The sequence below is a fragment of the Ercella succinigenes genome (assembly GCF_900002895.1).
Genome location: NZ_CDHP01000071.1, coordinates 49,938 through 74,069 on the forward strand (window position 1 = coordinate 49,938; position 24,132 = coordinate 74,069).

Sequence of the window (24,132 nt, forward strand, 5' to 3'; positions counted from 1 at the left end):
GTGTATTAACTGTGGCATAAAACAACATCTTGTATAATTCTATATTTATTGAATTATATCGTCAAGAGAAAAAACCAAATTATCAATATAAATTTTTTATTTTTTCAAACTGCGGGTTAATTCATACAGCCCTAATTCTGTAAACCCGCCTTTTTGCAGACGTGCATTGTCATGATCAAGTATATTGTTAAAAAAAACAAGCAGCTTCTCTTGATCTTCTTTTTCAGCCAACCTTATGAAATCAATTATAACTATGCCCTGGTACTTTCTTAATCTTAATTGTCTTGCTATTTCCTCTGCCGCCAACATATTAGTTTCCAGAAGTGTCTGGCGTTTATTTTTACGTGTAACAGCTTTGCCACTGTTAACATCAATCACCAGCAAAGCTTCTGTCTGATCAAAAACTATTATGCCACCATTTTTCAGCCAGATTCTTTTTTTCTCGACAGTTTCTCTTAGATCATTCAGGCGATGTACATCTTTCAATCCAAACCCTGAATTCACAGGATGGATACGCATAACATTTTTCCAATCTCCCGGATGTTTTTCCAGTAATAATTCAACTTTGGAAAAAAGATCCATCCCTTCCACTTGTATTGATCTGAGATTTCCTCCGGCCCAATCTCTTAATGCCTGTTCAAGCGGATCTTGAAATCGGGCTAAAAGACGAGGCAGTTTTCCACCTTCATTTTTTTCCGCCTGAAGACTGTACCACATATCAGCAAGATTATCCAGCTCTGCGCTGAAAATCTGATTGCGCTGTTGTTCTGGTTGCAAATAAAGCTTACTCCTTTTAAGATGTCTTTTCTCAAAAGGACGATATACGGCATAAAACCCTGGCAGCTGAGGCTTAGCCGTAAGCTGGCAGCCTTTTCCAGCAGCTGTCAGTCTTCTTACCTGAACGATCTGCAGCTGGCCGGCTTTCACATTATCGGGAGCAAGTCGCAAAGGCAGCATCCCCTCATATTTCTGACCTAAATCAACAAAAGCACATTCCAATGCCGGCACTATTCTTGATATTTTTGTCAGAATTATATCCTGTTCCTTCCAGATATATTTTTCGTTTGGCTGATCAGGTGTTTCAGCAGAGCATAAGTACTCAACAGCCTTTCCATTTTCCAGTAAAACACAGTAATAATTATTCGGATCAAGATTATTCGGATAAATAATTATATCTCTTAAAGGAGTCTCAAGGTATTTATTCACTTAAGATCAGCTCCTGTCTGGTTATCATGGCATCAGCAGCTTCCAATTCCGGCAAACCGCCTTGTTCCACAAGCAGCTGCAATAAAATATCCGGTCTTAGGTTCTGGCTGCTACCAGCTTTTACCATAATTTCCAGTTGCGAATCACCATTACAAGACCAGTCTATAAGCAATGGCCTGATATCAATAATCGAAGTCTTTCCTTTCCTGGTTTTTTCCGTTTCCAGTGGTTTGTCACCTTTCAAAACAACTTGAGCAGCTTTACAAATATCCTCTGCTTCTATCTTGTATCTGGCAGCACATACCAGACTCATCAAGCTTTGCTTATCAGGAACTATGAGGCTGGCTTTATTTACAATTAAACCTTTCGGCAAATTGCTATTAAGCAAGTTTAATAAAGCCTGTTCGTCAAACTTTTCCACACAATATATATCGAGAAAATCACCTTTTGCAGCCAACCCCACACTTATTGGCAAAGCAAATACCATTTGAGGTCTGGGATTATAACCTTGACTCCAGAGGACTGATATGCCGGCACGGCGGATAGAACGCTCAAAGGTTCGCATCATATCAAGATGTCCAAGCCATATTGCTGCACCTTCACGACTAAAGGTAAGCCGGTATACAAAAGTTTCATTTGTCTCACTCAAAGCAGATACCTCCTCCAAAACAGCTTGCACCGCAATCCATACAGGCATCATGACAGGCAGGTGTAATTTCTCCCGACAAAGCTCTTTGATATTCTTGCCATAAAAAATCCTTGCTTACACCACAGTCAATATGATCCCAGGGAAGTATTTCATCTTGGCTTCTTTCACGAGTAGTATAAAAATCAATGTCAAGACCACAATCCTGCAAACTGTCAAGCCAGCGATCTAATTCAAAATTTTCATCCCAGGCATCTAATCTTGAACCACGGCTCCAGACCAGGTGGAGGACTTTGCCAAGTCTGCGGTCACCTCTTGCCAACATAGCTTCTATCCACGATGTAGCAAATTCATGCCACTGATATTTTATGCTGCGGCTTCTGATCAGTCCACGTAAATGACGCTGATGCTCTTTAAGCCTATCCTGAGGCATCTGCCCCGACCATTGAAAGGGGGTAAAAGGTTTGGGAATAAAAAATGAGGTGCTGACCGTCAGTTCTAACCTTCGTCCACGTTTCTCTCTTGGTAGTTCCCTGTATAATTGTTCGATCGAAGCTGCAAGGTCAGCAATACCTGTCACATCATCTAAAGTTTCGGTTGGCAGACCTAGCATAAAATAAAGCTTTGCTCCGCTCCAACCGCCTTCAAAGGCAAGCTTCATGGCAGATATTAAATCTTCCTGACTAATCTGCTTATTGATAACATCCCTTAGTCGCTGAGAACCTGCCTCAGGAGCAAATGTAAGACCGCCTTTACGCGTTCTTGCAGCCTTTTGCATCAATCCCAGATTAAATGAATCGAGACGCAAAGAAGGTAAAGAAATACTTGTATGATTTGGTGTCATCTCAGTCAGAAGATCGTCTGTCAGAGTGCCAAGCTGACTATAATCACTTGTTGATAATGAAAGCATACCTATTTCATCATATCCTGTATTGCGCTCCATCAACTTTGCCTGTTCGAGCAAGACTTCCGCCGATCTTTCTCTAACAGGCCTATAGATCATTCCAGCCTGGCAGAAACGGCAGCCTCTGGTACAGCCACGAAAAAGTTCAAGAAAAATCCGATCATGCACGATTTCCATATTCGGAACCAGACTATCAGTCGGGAAAGCTGTTTTATTAAGATCAATTTCAATTCTTTTTCTAACCTTTTCTTTTATACCAACGTGATTAGGATATGTGCGGCTGATAGTGCCATCCTCATTGTATTCAACATTGTAAAAGGAAGGCACGTAAACACCGTCTATTTTTGCTACTAACTGCAAAAAATCCTGTCGTACTTTGCCTCCTTTTTCTTTCCATGACCGATAACATTCAACCACTTCGGGTAAAAGTTCTTCACCCTCACCAATTAGAACAATATCAAAAAAATCAGCCATTGGTTCTATGTTATAAACAACAGGACCACCGGCAATTATAAACGGATCTGCATCAGTCCGGTCTTTTGTGTACTGGGCAATGCCGCCAAGATCAAGCATATCAAGCACCGTTGTATAGCACATCTCGTATTGCAGAGTAAATCCTATCATGTCAAAATCAGTTAGGGGAGAATGAGATTCGAGGGCAAAAAGCGGAATATCTAGCTCCCGCATCCGGTCTACCATATCAAGTGCAGGATAAAAAACTCTCTCACACCAGGTAAGTTCATTTTTATTTAATCTGTCATAGAGTATTCTCAATGCAAGATTAGACATGCCTATTTCATAAATATCAGGGAAACAGAAAGCAAAGCGTACAAAAGGCCGGACAGCCTCTGAAGAGACCTCCGGCACAATCTTTTGCACACTGTTCCATTCACCGCCAACATAGCGCGCTGGTTTGCTGACTGAGCGCAGCAAATGACGAGGTAAATTAACTGTGTTCATTTTTTATCCTTTCAGACGTTTCTCCAACTCGGCTTTGCGAGTTTCAAAACCAGGTTTGCCAAGCAAAGCAAACATATTCTTTTTATAATCTTCTACACCGGGCTGATCAAATGGATTAACAGCCAGTAGATATCCGCTGATACCACAGGCTTTTTCAAAAAAGTATACCATTTGCCCAAAATAGTACGGTGTTAGCTCAGGTACATTAAGCACAAGATTAGGCACTCCACCATCGATATGAGCCAAAATAGTTCCCTGCGCAGCTTTATGATTAACCTCATTCATATCCATACCTGAAAGGAAGTTCAAGCCATCAAGATTTTCAGGGTCATCGGGTATTTGCATAGGGCGTCTGGCATTTTCCACCTGGATAACAGTTTCAAACAGGAACCTGTTTCCATCTTGTATATACTGCCCCATTGAATGTAGATCGGCTGAATTATCAACACCAGCAGGGAAAATACCTCTGCCGTCTTTACCTTCACTCTCTCCGTAAAGCTGTTTCCACCATTCTGTCATGTAATGGAAACAAGGTTCATAGTTGACCATTATTTCTACTCCATAGCCTTTACGCAGTAGAATATTCCGCATCATAGCATAGCGGTAGCAATCATTATTAGCAGGATCTGGATTGCGCCACTGTTTCATTCCTTCTTTGGCACCACGCATGATTTCGCGGATATCAATACCGGCTGCAGCTATGGGCAAAAGACCCACCGCTGTCAATACAGAATATCGTCCTCCTACATCATCAGGCACAACAAATGTTTCGTATTTTTCTTCATCAGCCAGTTTTTTGAGAGCACCTTTCTCACGATCTGTAGTCGCATATATGCGGCCGCGTGCCTCTTCTTTGCCATATTTCTTTTCCATATAGGATTTAAATATTCTGAAAGCCACCGCCGGCTCAGTTGTAGTCCCTGATTTAGAAATAACATTCACAGAAATATCTTTTCCTTCTATCAGGTCAAAAAGATCTGCCAGATAAGTTGAACTTATACTATTGCCGGCAAAAATAACTATTGGTGCTTTGCGCTGACGTTTAGGCAACATATTTTGAAAAGAATTTGTTAAAAGCTCAATAGCAGCTCTTGCACCGAGATAAGAGCCGCCAATACCTATAACAATCAGAAATTCACTATCCTTGCGTATTTTGGCAGCAGCTTTACGAATTCTGGAAAATTCATCTTTATCATATTTTACTGGCAAATCAAGCCAGCCCAGAAAGTCATTTCCCGGACCATTTTTTTGGGTTAGTTGTTTATGAGCCAGAACAAGTTGAGGAGTCATATTTTCCATTTCTTCTTTTCTGACAAAAGAAAGAGCATTTGATTCATCAAATTTAAGCATATCTTTTTCCTCCGATTTGCTGTTAAAATCATTCCAAAGTAGTATAAATCATGATATCTGGCAGTGCAAGAGACTTTGCACCACTTGTATCATACATAATACAATTAGTCTTTTTACAACTAAAAAATTTCTTTTTTTGACCTTATCTGCACGCAGTTTCTCATCCTCTTTATTATATCAGTTTTTTGCTGCAGCATATAATCTCTGTCTGCCAGATCTTAACAGTTTTTTTGCCACTAAGATCAAAAGCCGCCAACCACTTACCTTTTTCAACTATCCCTTCAAGAAGAATTTCAGGATTACAGCTAAATTTTTCTATCCTAAACCTCTTCAGCCTCGGATATTTTTGCCGTATCACTTCTTTGCCCTGGGACAATAATAATTTATCTTCCTGCACTTGCGATAATTCTAATGAACTTTGCCAGTCCGGCAAATCCTTTTGTCCACTTCTCATATAGTCAAGCACAAGATGATCCCTAAGAATCTCCGAATCTGATTCCGTTCTGTAGGACAATACAAAAGCTTGAAGAAGTTCCCAAGTTGCATGTCTGCCTATTTGACGTTTTTCCCATCCGTTTTCTAGATAAAAGTCGGCAAGTTCTGCAAAAAAGGCAAAAGCCGATTTTTCATGTTGAAGAAGATAGTTTATTGATAATTCAAATTTACCGCTATTATAATAGCAATCAAGTTGATTTTCGATTCTCTTTAATCTGATCAGATCTGCAAAGCTCATTTTATCAGAAGACAATATCTCATATGGTGGTTTATCGCGCCAGATCATATTTGCACTATTTGCCTGCTCAAATATAATGCTCCCCGGCAAAATTTTGAGAAAACCTAATTGCAGCATATGCGGTTTTAATGCTATAACCTGATCAAAATTAACTGTAAACTGCTGCAAATCTTCGGTTGGTAAACCTGCGATCAAATCCAGATGCAAATGAATTGTGTTTAACGCCCTTAATTGCTCAACCCGCTTAAATAACAATGGCAAATCACATTTGCGGTTGATAATATTCAACACATCACTGCTGCAGGATTGCACACCTATTTCAAATTGAAATAAATTTCCCGGCGCTTTGTTCAATATTTCAATACTGATGTCATCAATCAGATCGGCAGCAATTTCAAAATGGAATCTGGTTCTAAAGCTTTTTGTCTTACTTTGTTCTATTAACCAGTTCCAGATATCAGCAGATCTTTTGGGATTACAGTTAAAAGTCCTGTCAACGAATTTTACCAGTTTTACATCTGCATCTATCAGTAATTCCAACTCTGAAAAAACTTGATCAAGCGGCCTGTATCTTACTGTTCTATCCCTCGACGACATGCAGTATGTACAGCCGAAAGGACAACCTCTGCTGCTTTCATAATATAGTATTCTTTCAGAAAGTTCGGATAATTCTTCAGACATATATGGGAAAGGCCACTCCCCCTTTGAAAGCTGCAAAGAAACAGGATTTATTCTCACATTTCCTTGCTGGTCAATCCATGAAATTCCGCTAATATCCTCACAAACAGCCGATAAAATACTTTTGTCAGGTCGATAATAGCCGGACTCTTTATTAATACAACTATTATAATAATTATTAAGACTGGTTATTATCTGGGGGAAATTAATCTCTCCTTCACCTGATAATACAATATCAGCTGATTTTATCTGTTCAAGTATCTCCGCCGGTTGCCAGGCAGCTTCCGGGCCGCCAATAATTATTGTACAGTCTGGTTTAACTTTTCTTAAATCACCGCAAATCTGTTCAGTTAATTCCCTGTTCCAGACATAGCAGGAAAAAGCATAGATATCCCCAGACAGTTCATATAGTTTTTGCAAAACAGCTGATGGCTGATCATTAATTGTGTATTCAGTCGCTATAATCTCGGCAATTACATCCGTTTTTTTAAAACAAGCTTGACGCAGCAATCTGATTGATAAACTTGTATGACTGTATCTGGCATTTATAGCACACAAAACAATGCGCAGCTTATGGGGCTGCGCAGATTTTGATTTCAAATTGTTACTGTTCATATTTCCCTTCAACATAGTTAAATTCCAAAGGTCTTACCTTGAAGCACTCTTGCTCGGCTGCATATATAAGAACAGGTTTCCCCGGGCGGATTGTATCTTCACTGATAGCAGGTCCGGTCAGAAGCTGTCCCTTCCATTCACATTCTATTTCACCAGGTCTTTGCCTGCGTACCGTTCTTCTGACTATAGCCTGCTGTCCTATAAGGTCAGTGTTGTCAGCAGACATTCTCTTGCGGAAAGCATGCCTCAATATCCAGACAATCATGCGGGTGATAATTAACAAGATCAGAAGACCGGCAATTATTATGCCGATCATTTGAAAAATCCTCGTAATATCTGAAACCGAGAGTGCTTCCACAATACAACCTCCGGTCTGAAACCTCGTTGTCTGAATTATGTCAGATCATAAACAATATAGCTCAGATAATATTATACATAAATTTAGTAATAGTTAAACCAGCATATTGTTACCTGCTGTATTGTTTTTGTATAAGTAAAAGCAATTCACGCATTGTCTTTAAAGCAATTGCCGTGGATATACCACTTGTATCATAATGTGGTGACAACTCTACTATATCAGCACCCACCAGATGTAAAGACTGTAAAGACAGGATAACATCCATCATCTGACGGAATGTAATACCATCTGGCTCCGGAGTTCCTGTCCCTGGCATAACAGAAGGATCATAAACATCCAAATCAACACTCAGATAAACAGGTCGATCACCAATAGCCTCAACTATTTGATCAATACAGTCAAACCTCAAAGGGAAAAATTCTGTATGACCAGCTGCTGCGAAGGCAAATTCTTCTTTTGTTCCGGATCGTATGCCCATCTGGAAAATTCTGCCATCGCCTGTCAGATCCCATATTCTTTTAACAACAGTAGCATGGGAAAGTTCCTGCCCAAGATAGTCATTACGCAAATCCGTATGTGCATCAAAATGCAAAAGACAAAGATCGGGATGTTTTTGCAGCAAAACATCAAAAGCACCTAAAGTAACAAGATGTTCGCCTCCAAGCATGAAGGGGATTTTACCATCTAAAGAAATCTTTGCAGTCATTTGCCTGATCATTTCAAGAGAAACAGTGCTGCTGCCCATGGGCAGATCTATATCTCCCAAATCACATACCAGATTTTCATTTAATTCTATATCCTGATACGGGCTGTAGGTCTCCATGCCAATTGAATCCTGACGCATAGCCTGTGGTCCGAATCTTGAACCGGGCCGGAAAGATGAAGTTCCATCATAAGGAGCTCCAAACAGAACCACCAGGGAATCTTTATAGTCAGCCTCACAACCAAGCATTTTTAAGTTCAACATTGATGGGATTTTGTTTTCAGGCATGGCATCTCCTTTATTTTTTAGCAAAACATTTTACTAATAGTTTTGCTAATAGTAGCTTTAGATATTAAATTATGTTTGTCAAATTATATCAGCAGTACTTATACAGCCATTTCACCTAATACCTGTATCAGATCAGGGTCATCTGAGTTATGCATAATTACACAATGCTGTTGACGGTAAAAATTAAAATGATCCACAATACCCTGAGTGATTTTTTCGCCCGGTACGGCAAGCGGAATCCCGGGCGGATATATCATAATTGACTCCGCACAGATCTCACCAACCGATGCATTAATATTTATCTCCCTTTTAGGACTGTAAAAAGCATCTCTGGGAGAAACAACAGCCATTGGTTTTTCAAAAGCATCTATCTGCTCAAGTAAAAAGGGCTGTTTCTGACCGTAATTATCTGCCGCAATTGCTTTCATTGCCGCAACCAAACGACCGATTGTTTCTTCATCATCACCTATACTTACTATTGCCAGTATGACATAAGATTCTGCCAGCTCTACTTGAATACCATATTTATCTTTAAGCATATCATAAACTTCAAAGCCAGTCATACCAAGATCATTTACTCTTATAACTATTTTTGATTCGTCATAATCATAAAAACCCTGTCCATTAATATCATCTTTGGTAAGAACAGATAAACCTTGAGTTTTATTAAGCTCTATTTTTGCCTGCTCTATAATAGGAAATAAATTATTATATATTTTTGTACCGTTGATCTCCAAATTACGCCTTGCAATATCAATGCTGGACATCAAAAGATAAGAAGCACTTGTCGTCTGCATAAGGTTAATCACAGTTCTGACCTGACTTACATCCAGATTACGTTCATTAATCAATAGAGCTGAGCTTTGAGTAAGCGATCCACCTGTTTTATGTAAACTAACAGTTGCCATATCAGCACCAAGCGCAGTAGCATTTTCTGGGAAATCATTGTGAAAAGGGAAATGCGCACCATGAGCCTCATCAACAACAACCAGCAGTCCACGCCTGCGACATAATTTTATAATGGCACGTAAATCAGATACAACGCCAAAATAAGTAGGATTCATCAGGAAAATAGCCTTGGCATCAGGATTATCCTGAATTGCCTTTTTCACCTGATCATAACTGACGCCATTAGCTATGCCATAATCAGTATTTATTTCCGGATCAATAAAAACAGGGATTGCACCTGAAAGAATAACTGCATTTACGGCAGATTTATGTACATTCCTCGGCATAAGAATTTTATCCTTGGGCGAACATACCGACATAATCATTGCCTGCACACCAAAGGTAGAGCCATTAACCAGCATAAAGGCATGATCAGCCCAATAAGCATCAGCCAGCAATGCTTCTGCTTCTTTGATGACACCATCAGGATTTGATAAATTGTCCAGAGCCTTGGTTGAATTTGCATCCAGAGCAAGTATTCTTTCTCCGTAGTATTCACCTAAACCACTATGCATACGCTTTTTATGACCAGGGACATCAAAATGCACCAGTTCTTCCCTGGTATACTGTTCCAAAGCCTCGTAAAGCGGGGCGCGCAAGTGCTTGTTTTTCATTATAATTTATCCCCTCCCAAAGCAAAATTTTGTTAAAAGGAACAATGTCACATCAATGCTTCGATCAAGCACTTCGCAACAAAGAATAAGCAGGTTTAACCCCTGAATTTGCAGACGATTATTCAGGGAGAACAATTAGCGATTATAGCACAGTAAAACAGAAAATCAACACTTTTTTTCATATTTATGAAATTTAAGTTTAGTTATACTAAACTTAAAGCCGATAAAATACAATTTTAGAAATAAATTAGCCAACATGCATAATTTAACCCGAAAAAAATTATATAATTTAGTATCAAAAAACAAATTGTCAGACTTATGTTAAATAACCAAAGCCACTGGTTAAAAATCAATCACCACGTATGGATTTTAGCTCGTCAGGATTCAATATCTCAATCTTGCCTCTTCCCAGAGATAATGTCTTTTTAGACTTAAACTCGCCCAATAATCTTGAAACTACTTCCCTTGCAGTACCTATCTCAACCGCAATAGCTTCATGTGTGGTTTTAACAGTACCCATTTTCCCACCTGTTTGTTCAAGCAACCAACTAGCCAGACGATGATCGGTACGGTCGAAAGTAACTGCCTCCAGGGTTTCCATTGTTTCAGTTAAATGCCTATATAGTGTCAGTACCAAAAAATTTTTCCAGGCAGGTTGCTTATCCAAAATCTCATGGTAAAGCGAAATTGGCAGCATAAACAAAGTTGCAGCTTCCTCAACCTGAGCAAGAGCTGGAAAATCCTCCTGTTTTAACTGGCAAGCAATCGAAACCAGACAGGTTTCACCCGCTCCTGTTCGGAAAAGAGTCATCTCTCTCCCGTTAGGAGATAATTTATAAACACGCAGTACACCAGATAAAACCAAGGGAACATACTGGCATTGCTGATTCTGCTGCATAAGCATCTGAGAAGCTGGCAAATCTGCCATTTGACCATGTGTAAAAAGCAATTGTCTTTGATCTTCTTTTAATTCAGTTAAAACTGGAAATAGTTTATCAAGCTTTGCTATCTGTTCAGAAGTTATCATAATAATATATCCACCTTAATATCTGCATCTCAATTTTCTATTAATTTTAAATTCCTCAACTATAAGTATGTTTCTGATATCTTTTAATAATTCTAACAGAAAAAGAAACAAGTGTGTCAGAAGTTATCGGAATAGTTCATTATAATATTAAAAAGGCAATTAAAATATTTAAGTAGAATTATTAAATAAATAATACAGTTTAGAAAAAGGTGATTTGAATGTCTATTATAAAAAAAGAAAATACACCCAAAACAGGTATGCCGAAACAATTTTATTTGGGTAAAATCAAATATTTTATACCGCTGATAATTGTTCTAAGCATCTTTTTGTTAAGTAGCTGCCAGCAAAATTCATCAACAGATGCAGGCGAACAAAATAATAATGATACAGAAACGACAAGTGATATTACTGAAAAAACCTCCAGGGAAACAACAAGTGTGGAAAACAGCACAACTGCAAAAGAAACCACCGAAGATTCAACGGAGATAATTATGGAACTGATTAAGCCTGATAAAGCAAAATCAATGCTGGATTCAGATGAAGAAATATTATTGCTGGACGTAAGAACACAATCAGAATATGAAGAAATACATATTCCCGGCAGTGTACTGATTCCTGTTGAGTCTATGCCTTCAAGACTTGATGAAATCAGTGAATGGAAGGATAAAACTATCATAATTTACTGTCGCACCGGAAGACGCAGCGCAATAGCAGCTCAAATCATGCAGGAAAATGGCTTTAGTATTTTATATGATCTCGGTGGCATTTATGACTGGCCTTATGAAACTGCTTAAAAAACGCTGCAAACCATTGTATATTGATGGCTTACAGCGTATTCTGATTTTCACTCATTAAAGACAAGATAGTAATATTCAGGTTAAACAATCATTCATCTTTACGGAATACATGGATAGAAAAATCAAATTTTATTTTCTATTTCCTGTACTAATGCTTCTTTGCTTTTTACACCAATACTTTGCATAATCACATCTTTACCTTTGGACAAGGTAAGTGTAGGAATACTCATTACTTTAAAAGCAGAAGCCAGATCAGGTTGTTCATCAACATTAACCTTTCCTACTTTTATTTTACCTGCCATCTCATCAGCCAGAGCATCAATTGTCGGAGCAATCATGCGGCAAGGTGCACACCATGCTGCCCAAAAATCAATTAAAACTGGCACATCTGATTTTAATACCTCTTGTTCAAAATTTTCTTCAGTAATAGTCAGTACATTTTTTCCAGCCATAGTTATCAGACCCCTTTCGGAATTAATTATTTTATGACTAGATTATACTGATTAAAATCAGATCACTCAGTGATGATGTTACTGAGCATATTGGGTTGGATTATTTTTGTTATAAATTCAAGATACAAAGCTTTTATCTAATATAATTAATGCTTTCTTAAACTTTTCAAGTCTTATTTTACGTCTATAATGCAAAACCTCCATGAGAGCGCAATACTTGTCAACCAAACATACCAACAAAGACTCTTTATAACGAGGTGCATATAAGGTCAAAGGCCACATATGTTTTTCGATAATATCTTTTTCGACTGGATTAAGCTCAAAATGAACGGAAGCATTACGCAAAGCAATTCCTGGATGAGTAAACCCGTGCAAACCTTCTACCGGTTTAATTTTGTGCCAATCATATAAATAAAGATCATGCAGCAAAGCTCCTCTGGCAACAGATTTACTATCCAGTTTAAGTTTTTTGCTGATGCAAAAGCTCATATATGCCACAGACAGGCAATGTTCCAATGTTGTTACCTGATTGTGATGTATGAAATCATCCATCTTCTGAATAGCTTTATGCTGCAATAACTCAGAAGTGAAAACTTCAAATTCCTTTTCCATATTTTCCTGATCATTAGAATTATTGTTTTTTTTCACCTTTTGATCACCCTTATCAATTAATTACCTATTACTGTCTATAGCCTGATAATAACACAAATCTATTACTTTTTCTGCCTCATCCATTATATTTAAATCCCAGTAAAGCTGTAAAACAGAATATCTGTTTCTGAGTTCTTTTGCGTATCTGACAGCCTCTACGACAAGATCTCTGTCAATTGCCAGATCTTCAGGATAAACAGCACCGCCATTTTCCGATAATGATTGCCGTATTATCTCTGGCTTGGGAATAGATTTTTTGATATATTCTATGATCTGTGGCCAAACTTTTTTCATTCTGCTTACTCTTAGAGCTGCTTTTTCCGGATCATTTTTCTGACTTTTATCTTCCAGATCAATTACTTCGTCTGCACCATTACCATAAGATATTTTCATCTGATCTTCCCATGATTGATTTTTGCCTGTAGATAAGGAATTAAGCCGCCGCATGGCAGATTCAAAATCCGGTTTCAGATCAACAAGATACCAATATAGTGAACAAGTCAATATTGTGGCAAGACCTACTTTACTTCCGTGCAAAACTGCCTTTTGATTTTGTTGTAAAAACCGCATTTCCCAAAAATGCGACAAATGATGTTCACTGCCAGATGCAGGTCTTGAATTACCTGCATAACTCATTGCTATACCTGTCATTATCAGACCATTCATTATAAGCCCTACAGCTTCAGGATCTCTTCTTGCTATAGCAGAACTTTTATCAAGTGTCTGATCAACAGTTTCCAATACAAGATCAGAAATATATTTACAATGATACTCATCTTCGATCAAACTACCCATATACCAATCAGCCAAAGCAGAGTATTTACCCAGGAGATCACCCAAACCTGCAGCAAGCATTACTTGCGGACTATTTGCAAGCATATCTAAATCAGCTATAATTGCCGCGGAACCCCATGCTTCATATGTTATTTTCATATTATTGTGAATTAAAGGAGCAACGGTAGAAGCATATCCATCCATTGAAGGTGCTGTTGCTACAATATAATAAGGGATTTGTGTTTTATAACTCACGTATCTTGTAATATCGTTAATTGTGCCAGATCCTAAAGCGATCATTAGCTGAATATCATAATCAATAGCAGATAGAAGATTAAAAACACTGATTTCATCAGGGACAAGGTCATTTTGACTTTTTAATATACATATCTTTGTCTTATAACCATGAGAGTTACATATTTTTTCCAGATTATCCAGGCCTTTTTCTGCAGTTATATTATCTGCAATCAGAAGAATTCGGATTCTATTGTTTTGATCATCGAACTCTTGAATTTGATTTATCTTCAATAATTGGGGCAATACCTGTAAGGCATCTTGTTGCACAATCACTCTTTTTATATCGGTTAAGTGTTTTTTACCACATTCGCAAAGCCAGTGTTTATGCGCATAAGCTTCCAGTTGTTCAGACATATTACCTCCAGATTTGTTTTGAATTTCTTTAAGGACTGTGAGAAAGATTCTCTAAGAAAAGGATACTCTTCTTTTTTGTTCTACAATATATTTCTTGATTGTTTCAGCAGAAACGTTACCAATAGTTGGTATAAATTTTTCTGTCTACTTGTACATTATACTGTCATATTTCGAACATATCGAGTGTTTTAAAAATTATTATGCCAATTCATCGCCGTCTTAAGCGGACGGGGTTTTATTGGCAGTTTTATATAACCAAATAGATTCTCATACCTCTTATATATTTATTTACCCTAAAATTCTTATTCTAGAACTGGATTTTCACCCATCTAAAGTGAACCTTTATCTCATCTCCTTTTCAAAGCGGAAGAAATAATCTCCTCCTAACATATCTTCAGGCGTATTGGGATCTTTGTGCTGGGGATTAAAGAATTCTACTATGTGAAAACCGCAGCGATTTACATAAAAATGAATATTTCGTTTTTCAAAATATGGGGTGGCAGTCTCCCAAACTTTTGTTTCAGGGTAGAGTTTTTCAATCTCTTTCCAAATTGCTTTTCCCACTCCACGACTCTGAGTTCCATATTTTACATAGAGAAAATCAAGATGATTATGTTGAGTTTCTTTCTCAATTACAACAATTGCACCACCAACCATTTCACCATCTACTATTGCTTTGTAAGCAAATGCATCTGCTTTTGATAATACACTGTCAATTTCTTTTTCAGGAAGTATTTCAATGTCCATATCAGAAAACTCCGCAGCGGCACCTTTTTGGAAGGCCTCTTGCATATCCTTTTTATAATCTTTCAAATCTTCTTGATTGACGGGTAATAACTTAAAATTCATGTATGACGCTCCTTTTACAGAATAATGATACTTTTTCCGTTTTACTATGAGAAATACTAGTGTTAACATAACTGCCATTACTTCAGCTACAACAATGGAAATCCAAATACCATCAATCCCCCAAATTAATGGGAGAAGCAGAACGGCACCTAGTTGGAACAACAATGTCCGTAAGAAGGAAATCAAAGCAGAGGTTAATCCATCGTTCATAGAAGTAAAGAAGCCTGAACCGAAAATTGCAAAACCCATAAAAGGAAATGCAATAGCAAAAATACGGAACCCGGAAACAGTCAGATCCATCAGTTCCTTATTATAACCCACGAATATTTGTGCCAGCGGAACAGCAAAAATTTGTGCAGCAGTTACCATAAAGATTCCACTAACAGCAATTAGACGAAGGCTTTTTTTCAAAAGGCCTCTTAGTTCGTCATAATTTCTTGCACCATCATTATAAGAAAATACAGGTGCAATCCCTATCGAGTAGCCCACAAATGTAGCCGAAAAAACCATGCTGACATACATCATGACACCGTAAGCTGCCACGCCGTTTTCTCCAGAGAATTTCAGAAGCTGTATATTATAAAGCATTCCCACGATACTCATGGAAACATTATTCATAAACTCGGAAGAACCATTGGTACAAGCCTTGATAATTGCCTTACCATCGAAATTAGTTTTGCCAAGGCGAAGAAAACTGCTGTTTTTTCGTGAAAAATAGATAAGCGGAATAACACCTCCTATAAACTGGCTGACAGCTGTAGCTATAGCTGCTCCTGCCAACTTATATTCCAGTGGCAGAGAAACTACTAAAACCGCATCCAAAATCATATTGGCAACACCGGCTGCTCCCGTCACAAAAAGACCGAGCCGGGGCTTTGAAGCTGCTACAAAAAAACTTTGAAACACAAGCTGTAATACAAAAAATGGTAAAGTCAGAAGAATTATTCGTCCGTAAACAATACAATACTCAAGCAACTCACCTTTTGCTCCAAGCAGTGTAGCAATTGGACGAATAAATACGAAACCTAAGATAGCGAACAGGACACCGAGAGTAAAAGCCACATACACAAACAGAGAAAAATATCGATTTGCCTCTTCCTTATCACCAGCACCAAATACATTTGCAACAATCGCAGTTCCTCCGGTGCCAAACATGAAGCCAACTGTAGCTACGATCATCAAAAATGGCATGATCAGATTGACTGCAGAAAATGCCATTTTGCCTGCATAATTAGAAACAAAGAAACCATCCACCACACTGTATATAGATGTGAAAATCATCATGGCAATGGATGGTAGTGTGAATTTTATCAGTTTACCATAGGTAAAACGGTCTGAAAGCTGTATCGTCATTATTTCCCTCTTAATTCATAATTATTTATAGACGGCAAAAGATTTTATAAAGTATCAATTTGCTTGCGAAAACAATCCGTATATTTTTCCATCAGACGAATGTATGTGTCGATTTCTTGTGTTGACCAGGATTCAAAAGCCTGTACTTCCGCTTCATAGAGCTTCGCCACAGTTTTATTTACATAGGACTTGCCCTTTTCTGTTAAGAAAATTTTTTTCGCTCTACCTGTGTATTGTTCTAAGTAGAGAATGCCATCATTCTCCAAACCGCGAATAGCTGAGTTTACAGTCTGCTTACTGATTCCCGATTTCTTATAAATATCGCTAAGCAAACAATTTTCTCCTGTATCGTAGATAGTATATAACACAATGGAAACACTATCTGTAATGCCAAGTTTCAAGGAAGCCTTATGATATAGGGCTTCCATTTCAGAAGTCAAATAATTTATTCTATGTATTTCATCAAATCTCTTTTTAGTCATTTCTAAACCTCCAAGTATGATTTCGTACCTTTGATAATAGTACGAAATCATACTATTGTCAATAGATTTCATGAAAATCTATAACTAAATAGATAAGCGCTTTGACACTCCCCATAGCTAAAGCCAGGGGTTTTGTTTTACCACATTATCAATAATTCACGGCTTGATTCATCAGAGCTCTATTTTGGCAGGAAATGCCTCTTTACGCATGATACCCCACATTTTGTCAATATACGCCAGCGTATAAAAATTTTCGTAGTAATGATAATAAAAGGCGCCTTTTAGTGTCATGCTATATTCATTATTTTCCTCGATGATAAAACCAAGCATCTTTGCGATTTTTAACTCCACATTATACATACTTTTTAAGGATACACCAAAAAATCTTTCAAAATCGTTGGCATTTATTTTTGTACTGTATGCTGTCCAAAACAAATAGTAAACCATTCGCTGTCTTAATGAAAAGCGGATCGTCAGGGATGTCGGAGGGATTCCTTCATCAATCCTTTTACAATATTCTTCAACAGAAAATGTATTGATCTTAAAATGGTCTTTCAAAAGTGTTGTTGCAGAACAGCCAAACCCCAAAAAGTTATCTCTGGTCATGGACGAATACTTTGCATTTTGATCGTTTGAGAAAGTCCAAATAGAGCTACGAGTATATCCCTGCTCTATACAATACAGAGTAATTGCATCCAGCAAAGCGCGTTTTTCTTTTTTAGACATTGGTGTTACTTTGCTTGTGGTAAAAGTGAAATCAATAAACGGATAAATTGCTACATGATTTGCACCATTTTGGAACGCAGTATTTATATCTGTTTTCAAATCATTTAATGTCTGTGTAGGTAGCGCAAAGATAAAATCCATTGAGACCGTTTCAAAAGCAACTTCAGATAATGCTTCCTTTAATGCGACGATATTGACATTTGTTCTGCCTAAGATGTTCTGAAACTTTTTCTGAAATGACTGTATTCCGATACTGATTTTTGTTACTCCTACATCTTTTAAGACTCGCAAAACAGACGATTCCACATTGTCGGGATGCAGTTCAACTCCGATGCCCTCTGTAATAATAAAATTTTCTTCAATAGCATCAATAACTTCTTTGAGGCGATCAACGACAAGAGCAGGTGTACCACCACCAAAGTATAAACTTGTAGTTGTCTTTTTGCCCTTATGTTGCTTGCCTACAAGATGGATTTCCCGAATCAGAGCATCTATGTATTGGTCACATAATACTTTCGAGTATTTGACTTTGCAATAAGGACAAAAGTTACAAATACTTTTACAAAACGGAATATGCACAAAAAGACCTAGATTGCCACAATCTGAAAATGGTAATTGTTGATAATATTCATTTTCGAAGATAAATGGCTTAGTTGATCTGGTCAGCCACATTCTTGTCATATTTGTTATTATACTCATATCCTTACCTATACACTATTATGCACAATAAAATCAAAGCACTATCTAATCACAAAATTTTAATAAACCAAAATCAAGTCGCGATTATTTCTGCTTTTCTACAAATGTATTATCAAGACTACAGGTAGCAATCACATCTACTCCTGTCCCTGCCAGATCTGACAAAATGCAATCACCAATTCTAACAGGCAGCTCAGGTCTAAGCGTATGTATTATTTGCAGACATTGAAAAATCATGTTTTTAGGAATAGGCTTGCTTGTTCTAACACTTAAGGGCTTTGAAGCATTCGGTAAAATTATGATCGTAGTAAGCATCCTTTGGGGGTTTGTTACTTCATCTTGAGCATATTTTAAGCCACGATTACAAACATAGCCTTTAATATCTATTATTTCCGGCCCTTTATCTGTTTCTTTAATTTCTACTTCCAATCGGCAGCCCATTGGACAGCCGATACAAGTCAGAGTTTCCACATTATTCCCCTTCTATTGCAATAAACAATATATTGCTTTCCTCAAACTGTATGTCAGATAATTTTTCCTTCTTCATCACGATTGTCACCATTTCGCCAGGCGTCAAAATTTGTTTATTTTGAATTTTTATCAGTTGTTTATTAAAATACATCTTCACACGTGCATTTTTATATACTTTATCAGGTCTAAAAGATATTTTAATGTCCTGAGAATGGAAATTTGCAGTCAAACACTGAGGTACAAGACCTCGAACACCTTGCCCGGCATGTACTGCCACATAAACGATCTGATCTGAAAAGTTTTCAGATAAAGTATAGCTCTTCTTATCCGGCAAAAAATCACAGCAATACCTCCAGGCATTTTTACCAGCAAGTTCTGATTCTTCTGAGACAAAATCTACCAGATCGTGAACATGTAAAACATTGCCGCAGGCAAATATACCAGGCACAGTGGTATGAAGATTCTGATCTACAATCGGCCCTTGGGTTATTGCGTCAATTTTCACCCCTGCCTGTCTCGATAATTCATTTTCCGGTATAAGCCCCACAGACAAAAGCAAGGTATCGCATTCAATCCGTTTTTTAGTTTGTTGAAGAGGTTTTTTAGTTTCAGGATCTACCTGAGCAATAGTGACATGAGTTACTCTTTCTTTGCCTTCAATATCTATAACAGTATGATTTAACATTAATGGTATATTAAAATCATGCAGACATTGAACAACATTTCTTGTAAGTCCGCTGGAAAATGGCATTAACTCAATACATGCTAGTACCTGAGCTCCTTCAAAAGTCAATCTGCGTGCCATTATAAGACCAATATCGCCAGAACCAAGAATGATAATTTTTTTGCCTGGCATTAAGCCATCACGATTAACCAGACGCTGGGCAGTTCCGGTAGTCATAATTCCTGCGCATCTGCTGCCTGGAATTCCTATTGCTCCTCTTGGTCTTTCACGACAACCCATAGCTAATATAACTGTTTTAGCCTGTATTAAACATAAGCCGTATTCCGGACTAACTGCTGTTATAGTATGCAGACCGGATTTTTTATCAGTAGTTAAGCTTATTACCATCGTATTGCATCTGACCGGAATATCAGTGCTTTTTATTTTTTGAGCAAATTTATGCGCATATTCGGGACCGGTAAGCTCTTCCTTAAAATAATGTAGTCCAAAACCATTATGTATGCATTGCTGCAAAATGCCACCGGTATCATTGTCTCTTTCAAGCACCAACATATTGCGGCAGCCATTTTCCCATGCCGAAAGAGCAGCAGCCATACCTGCAGGCCCGGCGCCAATAATAACCATGTCCAACAAAATCTGTTCGTCAGTCCTGATGCTCATCTAAAATACCTCCAGGCCTACCGGTAATAATTTTTGAAGCACCACCCATTTTTGTGATTTCTGAAAATGGTATACCAGTCTCTTCTGACAATATTTTTAACACATGCGGCAGGCAAAACCCGCCCTGACAACGACCCATACCTGCTCTTGTGCGTCTTTTAACACCATCTACGGTAGTTGCTCCCACTGGTCTTTTAACTGCCTGCCTGATTTCGGCTTCGCTTACCTGTTCGCAGCGGCATATTATATGTCCATATTGAGAATTTTCATTAATAAGTTTTGATCTTGCATCATTATTCTGATCTCTAAAAAAGATCATTGCCTTAGGCGGTGGATTGAAATCAGACTTCTTAACAGCTTGTGCATCCAATGCTATCTGATTTGCCAAGTCAATAGCTATTGCTGGGGCAGCAGTAAGTCCAGGAGATTCAATCCCGGCAGCCAGATAATAACCCGGAATATCTTTTGACGATCCGATAATAAAATCATCGCGGTCACAATGTGCACGCAATCCAGCAAAGGCAGTAATAAAATGTGTTCTCGGGATGTTCTGCCAACTTCTTGAGGCCACTTTCAAAATATGTTCAAGCATATTCTCAGTAGTACTTACATCGTCTTTGTCTTCTATATCCTCTGCTGAAGGACCTATAATAATTGTTCCTTCAACAGTAGGTGTAATAAGTACACCTTTACCCATTTTTGTCGGCAGTTGAAAAATTGTGGCATCAAAAACAGGACCGCAGGCTTTATCAAGCATCCAGTATTCTCCACGTCTTGCTATTATCTTAAATTTATCCTCACTAATCTGATTGTTTATCTGGTCAGCATATACTCCTGCTGCGTTGACAATTATTCGGGAATTTATTTTGCCAATGGAAGTTTCTACCAGAAAAGTTTTTTCTGTTCTTGTAACAGCGCTAACAAAACAGTTTCTGACTATCTCTACTCCATTTACAACAGAATGTTCGGCCAGTCTGATTGTTAGATCATATGGGCTACAGATGGCACCTTTTTCAGCAAGCAAAGCATGGCAAGCTTGCGTACCGATTAAAGGCTCTCTTTCTATTAATTGATTACGATTGATGATTGACAAACCTTCTACACCATTAGTTTTGCCCCTGTTTAGCAATTTTTCAAGATCTGTGAGCCCTTGCTGTTCAAAAGACAACACAAGGGAAGTATTACATCTATAAGGCACATCTAATTCCAAACACCATTGTTCAAATATTTTACTGCCTTTGACATTATACTCAGCCTTTTTAGTTCCAGGTTTGGCATCATAACCAGAATGTACAATAGCACTATTTGCTTTTGTCGTACCCTCCGAAATATCACTTTGTTTTTCCAGAAGGACAATACTCAACTCATATCGCGATAACTCTCTGGCAATCGCGCAGCCGACCACACCGCCACCTATTATACATACATCATAACTAGTATTCATAATCAGATTTGCTCACAAACCAATTCAAAACCGGCATTCATACTACTGCGTCCGGCAAGCTGCGGCGATCCTCCGATTTTTAACTCTTCCTGGCGTCCTCTAAGCAAAGTGTTTCCCGGTTCAATACCTAGAGCATAATCACCTGATTTCATCGATTTCCACTGTGAAAGCACCGGTAATTCCGACCAGTTCCAGCTTAAAACTGCCTTTACTCTCATTTCTTTATTTTCAAGGCAGACTTTTGCAATATTATCAGGAGTATCATGTTTTGGATATTCAGCCAAAGGAAGCTGTTTTTTCAAATCCACATTTACCTGAGACGGTACATGGAAAAAAACCTGTTCAGGACAACCATCTACTGGTTCTGTTATCTCTTTATGTTTGTCTAATCCTTTTTCTGCTTCTTCGGTTCTAGGTATCACCTTACCTTCGGGATACTTAACTTTTAGCTTTGGTGACAAAAAAGGAAAACCAAAATTTATATGGTAAAGCAGAAAAACAGGTTCAGATTCAGCAGATCTGTTATATATTTTATCACTTAACTTTATTTTACTACCTTTAAGATCAAAACTGATTGATCGTTCTACAATCAAATTATGCCCAAACAGAGCACTCTCCTGGATTTGACCGCTTATAGTCAAAACCATATTTTCCTTATCTATGCCAATAGATATTATTTCAGCAGAAGTCTGTCCTATTCGGCCATGCAAAGGATGATAATCTGTGCCTTCAGTTGTATCAGGCCCGGTATTTCTTAACCCGCAGGTTGCAAGAAAGCCGGCTGGCCATGTTTTTTGAAACTCACCAGGAGTGAGCCAACTGCGATCAGCCCCAGCCAAACCATTTTTAGACATAAACCCAAGATTAACACCCTTAAAATGCAACTCATAAATATCTAAAGCTCTGCTTTCACAAAGAAGGGCACGAATTCCTCCAGCAGTAATTACCTCTATCATCTGCAGGCCTGCAGCCGGCCCATCAGCCAGTATAAGCCTGCGAATACTGAAAAACTGATCAGTAGAACCAGTCCAATCATAAAGATTATCGAAATTAAATTGATCAAAATTTACTGACATATTAAATACCTCCAACAGAATAATCCACCGCTACTGATTATATCACGATATCAGCAACGATGGACTTAATATCTGTTAAGCAAAATTTACTTAGAGAAATTCAAGAGATTAGCCCCTCAGCAATACTTTCAAGAGCTTGAGATATTTGATTTAATGAAGTACTGATATTAAACAATGAACTACCCAAACTTTCGAAACCATATCTAATAGCTGCCCCAAAACTCACTCCTGCAACGATAATAGCAAAAGCTAGTATTAGACTTTCTTTCACATAACTGTTTTTTATACCGTTTGGATTATTACTCATTTTTATAACCATTCCTTTCGCTTTCGCTCAAGGCACAAAACGATATGAATCGTCGGCTTTGAGCGTTATAATTTAAGTGGTCGGACAGACATACTACAGAGCACGAGGAGGTGAGTGCGTCTCCTCAAGGGAAGACCGCATTTTTATATGTGCCGCCAACCCCCCTCAAGCACAAATAAGTGTGGCATTGACCACGTAGTTTTATCTTTGTATAAACAAATCTCTTGTTAAACGGGGTGGCAGTCACTGTCTGTCTGCCGAATATATTTATCCAGAGAGGTGGTGTTTATGCTAAAAATCGTATTCCCTATTTGCTGTGGTATTGACGTTCACAAAACCTTTCTCGTTGCCACCATTGCATCTACTGACCGATCCAGCGTGACAACTTATCAAACCAAACGCTTTTCTACCTTTACTAAAGACTTAGAGAATCTGTCAAAATGGCTTCTTGACAACCAATGTACCGATGTGTGTATGGAGTCTACAGGAAAATACTGGATTCCCGTTTACAATGTATTGGAGTTAACTTGCGAAGTCATACTTGCTCACCCTAAGTATGTTAAATCCTTACGAGGGAAGAAAACTGACAGAAAAGACTCTGTATGGATTGCGGATCTCTTTAAGCACGGACTTGTTAAAGCAAGCTTTATCCCTGAAAAAGCCATTCGTGACCTAAGAGAAGTCATGCGTTACCGCACAAAGCTTGTCTCCATGAAAAGCAGTGAAAAAAACCGCTATCAGAATGCGCTGACAGTCTCCAATGTGCAATTGGCATCTGTTGTGTCGGATACTTTCGGAAAATCTGCTCAGGCTCTTATTAATCAGTTGTTGCAGCAGCCAAAAGATACGTCTTTTGATGTTCTGCCGTTCCTACACGGCTCGCTGAAGAAAAAAGCAGAACAGATCTCCGAAAGCTTGAACGGCTCGATTGATGACATTCAAGCACAGAAGATTCGGTCGTGCACCTCACACATTGCAGAGCTCGATTCTCATATTGAAGATTTACAGTTTGCTGCGGATTTGCT

At 38.2% G+C, this 24,132-nt stretch carries 22 protein-coding genes; 2 read left to right on the forward strand and 20 right to left on the reverse strand.

Annotated elements, in window-relative coordinates:
• Window positions 1–96 precede the first annotated feature (96 nt).
• The 9 genes from AC0KSB_RS14535 to AC0KSB_RS14575 all read right to left on the reverse strand — a co-directional run bounded on the left by AC0KSB_RS14535 (window position 97) and on the right by AC0KSB_RS14575 (window position 11,030).
• Window positions 97–1,206, reverse strand: a complete 1,110-nt coding sequence (locus AC0KSB_RS14535; protein WP_472310476.1) for a ribonuclease E/G — start codon at window positions 1,204–1,206, stop codon at window positions 97–99.
• Window positions 1,199–1,855, reverse strand: a complete 657-nt coding sequence (locus tag AC0KSB_RS14540; RefSeq protein ID WP_472310477.1) for a TIGR03936 family radical SAM-associated protein — start codon at window positions 1,853–1,855, stop codon at window positions 1,199–1,201. Before AC0KSB_RS14540 ends, AC0KSB_RS14535 begins: the two co-directional genes overlap by 8 nt.
• Window positions 1,848–3,716 (reverse strand): TIGR03960 family B12-binding radical SAM protein, encoded by a 1,869-nt coding sequence (locus tag AC0KSB_RS14545; RefSeq protein ID WP_472310478.1) that lies wholly within the window; start codon window positions 3,714–3,716, stop codon window positions 1,848–1,850. Before AC0KSB_RS14545 ends, AC0KSB_RS14540 begins: the two co-directional genes overlap by 8 nt.
• A gap of 3 nt (window positions 3,717–3,719) precedes the next feature.
• A complete protein-coding gene (locus AC0KSB_RS14550; protein WP_472310479.1) occupies window positions 3,720–5,066 on the reverse strand; it encodes a glucose-6-phosphate isomerase in 1,347 nt (448 codons plus the stop codon).
• A 172-nt stretch (window positions 5,067–5,238) separates the two neighbouring features.
• Window positions 5,239–7,092, reverse strand: coding sequence for a B12-binding domain-containing radical SAM protein (locus tag AC0KSB_RS14555; protein ID WP_472310480.1), 1,854 nt, complete (start codon window positions 7,090–7,092; stop codon window positions 5,239–5,241).
• On the reverse strand, window positions 7,082–7,450 hold the full coding sequence (locus AC0KSB_RS14560; protein ID WP_472310481.1) for a hypothetical protein: 369 nt from the start codon (window positions 7,448–7,450) through the stop codon (window positions 7,082–7,084). The genes AC0KSB_RS14555 and AC0KSB_RS14560 overlap by 11 nt, the downstream gene beginning before the upstream one ends.
• Before the next feature lie 109 nt (window positions 7,451–7,559).
• On the reverse strand, window positions 7,560–8,441 hold the full coding sequence (gene speB / locus AC0KSB_RS14565; RefSeq protein ID WP_472310482.1) for an agmatinase: 882 nt from the start codon (window positions 8,439–8,441) through the stop codon (window positions 7,560–7,562).
• A gap of 98 nt (window positions 8,442–8,539) precedes the next feature.
• Window positions 8,540–10,003, reverse strand: a complete 1,464-nt coding sequence (locus AC0KSB_RS14570) for an aminotransferase class I/II-fold pyridoxal phosphate-dependent enzyme (protein ID WP_472310483.1) — start codon at window positions 10,001–10,003, stop codon at window positions 8,540–8,542.
• A 349-nt stretch (window positions 10,004–10,352) separates the two neighbouring features.
• The gene (locus AC0KSB_RS14575; protein ID WP_472310484.1) at window positions 10,353–11,030 is read right to left on the reverse strand and encodes a Crp/Fnr family transcriptional regulator; all 678 of its coding nucleotides are present in this window, start codon (window positions 11,028–11,030) and stop codon (window positions 10,353–10,355) included.
• A 218-nt stretch (window positions 11,031–11,248) separates the two neighbouring features.
• Here AC0KSB_RS14575 and AC0KSB_RS14580 point away from each other — a divergent pair, with 218 nt between their 5' ends.
• A complete protein-coding gene (locus AC0KSB_RS14580) occupies window positions 11,249–11,824 on the forward strand; it encodes a rhodanese-like domain-containing protein (protein WP_472310485.1) in 576 nt (191 codons plus the stop codon).
• 125 nt (window positions 11,825–11,949) lie between these two features.
• Here the strand turns inward: AC0KSB_RS14580 and trxA are convergent, their stop codons facing one another.
• From trxA to AC0KSB_RS14635, 11 genes are all read right to left on the reverse strand, one after another.
• Window positions 11,950–12,279: a thioredoxin gene (gene trxA / locus AC0KSB_RS14585; RefSeq protein WP_472310486.1), complete on the reverse strand. Its 330-nt coding sequence runs from the start codon at window positions 12,277–12,279 to the stop codon at window positions 11,950–11,952.
• Between the two features lie 117 nt (window positions 12,280–12,396).
• A complete protein-coding gene (locus tag AC0KSB_RS14590; protein WP_472310487.1) occupies window positions 12,397–12,927 on the reverse strand; it encodes an HD domain-containing protein in 531 nt (176 codons plus the stop codon).
• A gap of 24 nt (window positions 12,928–12,951) precedes the next feature.
• Window positions 12,952–14,355 (reverse strand): sn-glycerol-1-phosphate dehydrogenase, encoded by a 1,404-nt coding sequence (locus AC0KSB_RS14595; RefSeq protein ID WP_472310488.1) that lies wholly within the window; start codon window positions 14,353–14,355, stop codon window positions 12,952–12,954.
• A 342-nt stretch (window positions 14,356–14,697) separates the two neighbouring features.
• Window positions 14,698–16,557, reverse strand: a complete 1,860-nt coding sequence (locus tag AC0KSB_RS14600; protein WP_472310489.1) for an MATE family efflux transporter — start codon at window positions 16,555–16,557, stop codon at window positions 14,698–14,700.
• Window positions 16,558–16,601: 44 nt separating this feature from the next.
• Entirely contained in the window at window positions 16,602–17,039 is a 438-nt protein-coding gene (locus AC0KSB_RS14605) for a MarR family winged helix-turn-helix transcriptional regulator (RefSeq protein ID WP_472310490.1), read from the reverse strand.
• A gap of 171 nt (window positions 17,040–17,210) precedes the next feature.
• Window positions 17,211–18,446 carry a coproporphyrinogen-III oxidase family protein gene (locus AC0KSB_RS14610; protein WP_472310491.1) on the reverse strand — a complete coding sequence of 412 codons (1,236 nt, stop codon included), beginning with the start codon at window positions 18,444–18,446 and terminating at the stop codon, window positions 17,211–17,213.
• Between the two features lie 102 nt (window positions 18,447–18,548).
• A complete protein-coding gene (locus AC0KSB_RS14615; RefSeq protein WP_472310492.1) occupies window positions 18,549–18,935 on the reverse strand; it encodes a DUF1667 domain-containing protein in 387 nt (128 codons plus the stop codon).
• Window position 18,936: 1 nt separating this feature from the next.
• On the reverse strand, window positions 18,937–20,280 hold the full coding sequence (locus AC0KSB_RS14620; protein WP_472310493.1) for an NAD(P)/FAD-dependent oxidoreductase: 1,344 nt from the start codon (window positions 20,278–20,280) through the stop codon (window positions 18,937–18,939).
• Window positions 20,264–21,724, reverse strand: a complete 1,461-nt coding sequence (locus AC0KSB_RS14625) for an FAD-dependent oxidoreductase (protein ID WP_472310494.1) — start codon at window positions 21,722–21,724, stop codon at window positions 20,264–20,266. The genes AC0KSB_RS14620 and AC0KSB_RS14625 overlap by 17 nt, the downstream gene beginning before the upstream one ends.
• 2 nt (window positions 21,725–21,726) lie before the next feature.
• Window positions 21,727–22,800: an aldose 1-epimerase family protein gene (locus AC0KSB_RS14630; protein WP_472310495.1), complete on the reverse strand. Its 1,074-nt coding sequence runs from the start codon at window positions 22,798–22,800 to the stop codon at window positions 21,727–21,729.
• Window positions 22,801–22,900: 100 nt separating this feature from the next.
• Window positions 22,901–23,107, reverse strand: a complete 207-nt coding sequence (locus AC0KSB_RS14635) for a hypothetical protein (protein WP_472310496.1) — start codon at window positions 23,105–23,107, stop codon at window positions 22,901–22,903.
• A 288-nt stretch (window positions 23,108–23,395) separates the two neighbouring features.
• Here AC0KSB_RS14635 and AC0KSB_RS14640 point away from each other — a divergent pair.
• On the forward strand, window positions 23,396–24,132 hold a 737-nt coding region (locus AC0KSB_RS14640), incomplete at its 3' end, for an IS110 family RNA-guided transposase (protein ID WP_472310497.1).

Coding starts and splice junctions, on each gene's coding strand:
- AC0KSB_RS14635 (WP_472310496.1), bottom strand. CDS start 23,107: ATGAGTAATAATCCAAACGGTATAAAAAACAGTTATGTGAAAGAAAGT.
- AC0KSB_RS14625 (WP_472310494.1), bottom strand. CDS start 21,724: ATGAATACTAGTTATGATGTATGTATAATAGGTGGCGGTGTGGTCGGC.
- AC0KSB_RS14630 (WP_472310495.1), bottom strand. CDS start 22,800: ATGTCAGTAAATTTTGATCAATTTAATTTCGATAATCTTTATGATTGG.
- AC0KSB_RS14610 (WP_472310491.1), bottom strand. CDS start 18,446: ATGACAAGAATGTGGCTGACCAGATCAACTAAGCCATTTATCTTCGAA.
- AC0KSB_RS14545 (WP_472310478.1), bottom strand. CDS start 3,716: ATGAACACAGTTAATTTACCTCGTCATTTGCTGCGCTCAGTCAGCAAA.
- AC0KSB_RS14600 (WP_472310489.1), bottom strand. CDS start 16,557: ATGACGATACAGCTTTCAGACCGTTTTACCTATGGTAAACTGATAAAA.
- AC0KSB_RS14550 (WP_472310479.1), bottom strand. CDS start 5,066: ATGCTTAAATTTGATGAATCAAATGCTCTTTCTTTTGTCAGAAAAGAA.
- AC0KSB_RS14605 (WP_472310490.1), bottom strand. CDS start 17,039: ATGACTAAAAAGAGATTTGATGAAATACATAGAATAAATTATTTGACT.
- trxA (WP_472310486.1), bottom strand. CDS start 12,279: ATGGCTGGAAAAAATGTACTGACTATTACTGAAGAAAATTTTGAACAA.
- speB (WP_472310482.1), bottom strand. CDS start 8,441: ATGCCTGAAAACAAAATCCCATCAATGTTGAACTTAAAAATGCTTGGT.
- AC0KSB_RS14620 (WP_472310493.1), bottom strand. CDS start 20,280: ATGAGCATCAGGACTGACGAACAGATTTTGTTGGACATGGTTATTATT.
- AC0KSB_RS14580 (WP_472310485.1), top strand. CDS start 11,249: ATGTCTATTATAAAAAAAGAAAATACACCCAAAACAGGTATGCCGAAA.
- AC0KSB_RS14595 (WP_472310488.1), bottom strand. CDS start 14,355: ATGTCTGAACAACTGGAAGCTTATGCGCATAAACACTGGCTTTGCGAA.
- AC0KSB_RS14575 (WP_472310484.1), bottom strand. CDS start 11,030: ATGATAACTTCTGAACAGATAGCAAAGCTTGATAAACTATTTCCAGTT.
- AC0KSB_RS14555 (WP_472310480.1), bottom strand. CDS start 7,092: ATGAACAGTAACAATTTGAAATCAAAATCTGCGCAGCCCCATAAGCTG.
- AC0KSB_RS14570 (WP_472310483.1), bottom strand. CDS start 10,003: ATGAAAAACAAGCACTTGCGCGCCCCGCTTTACGAGGCTTTGGAACAG.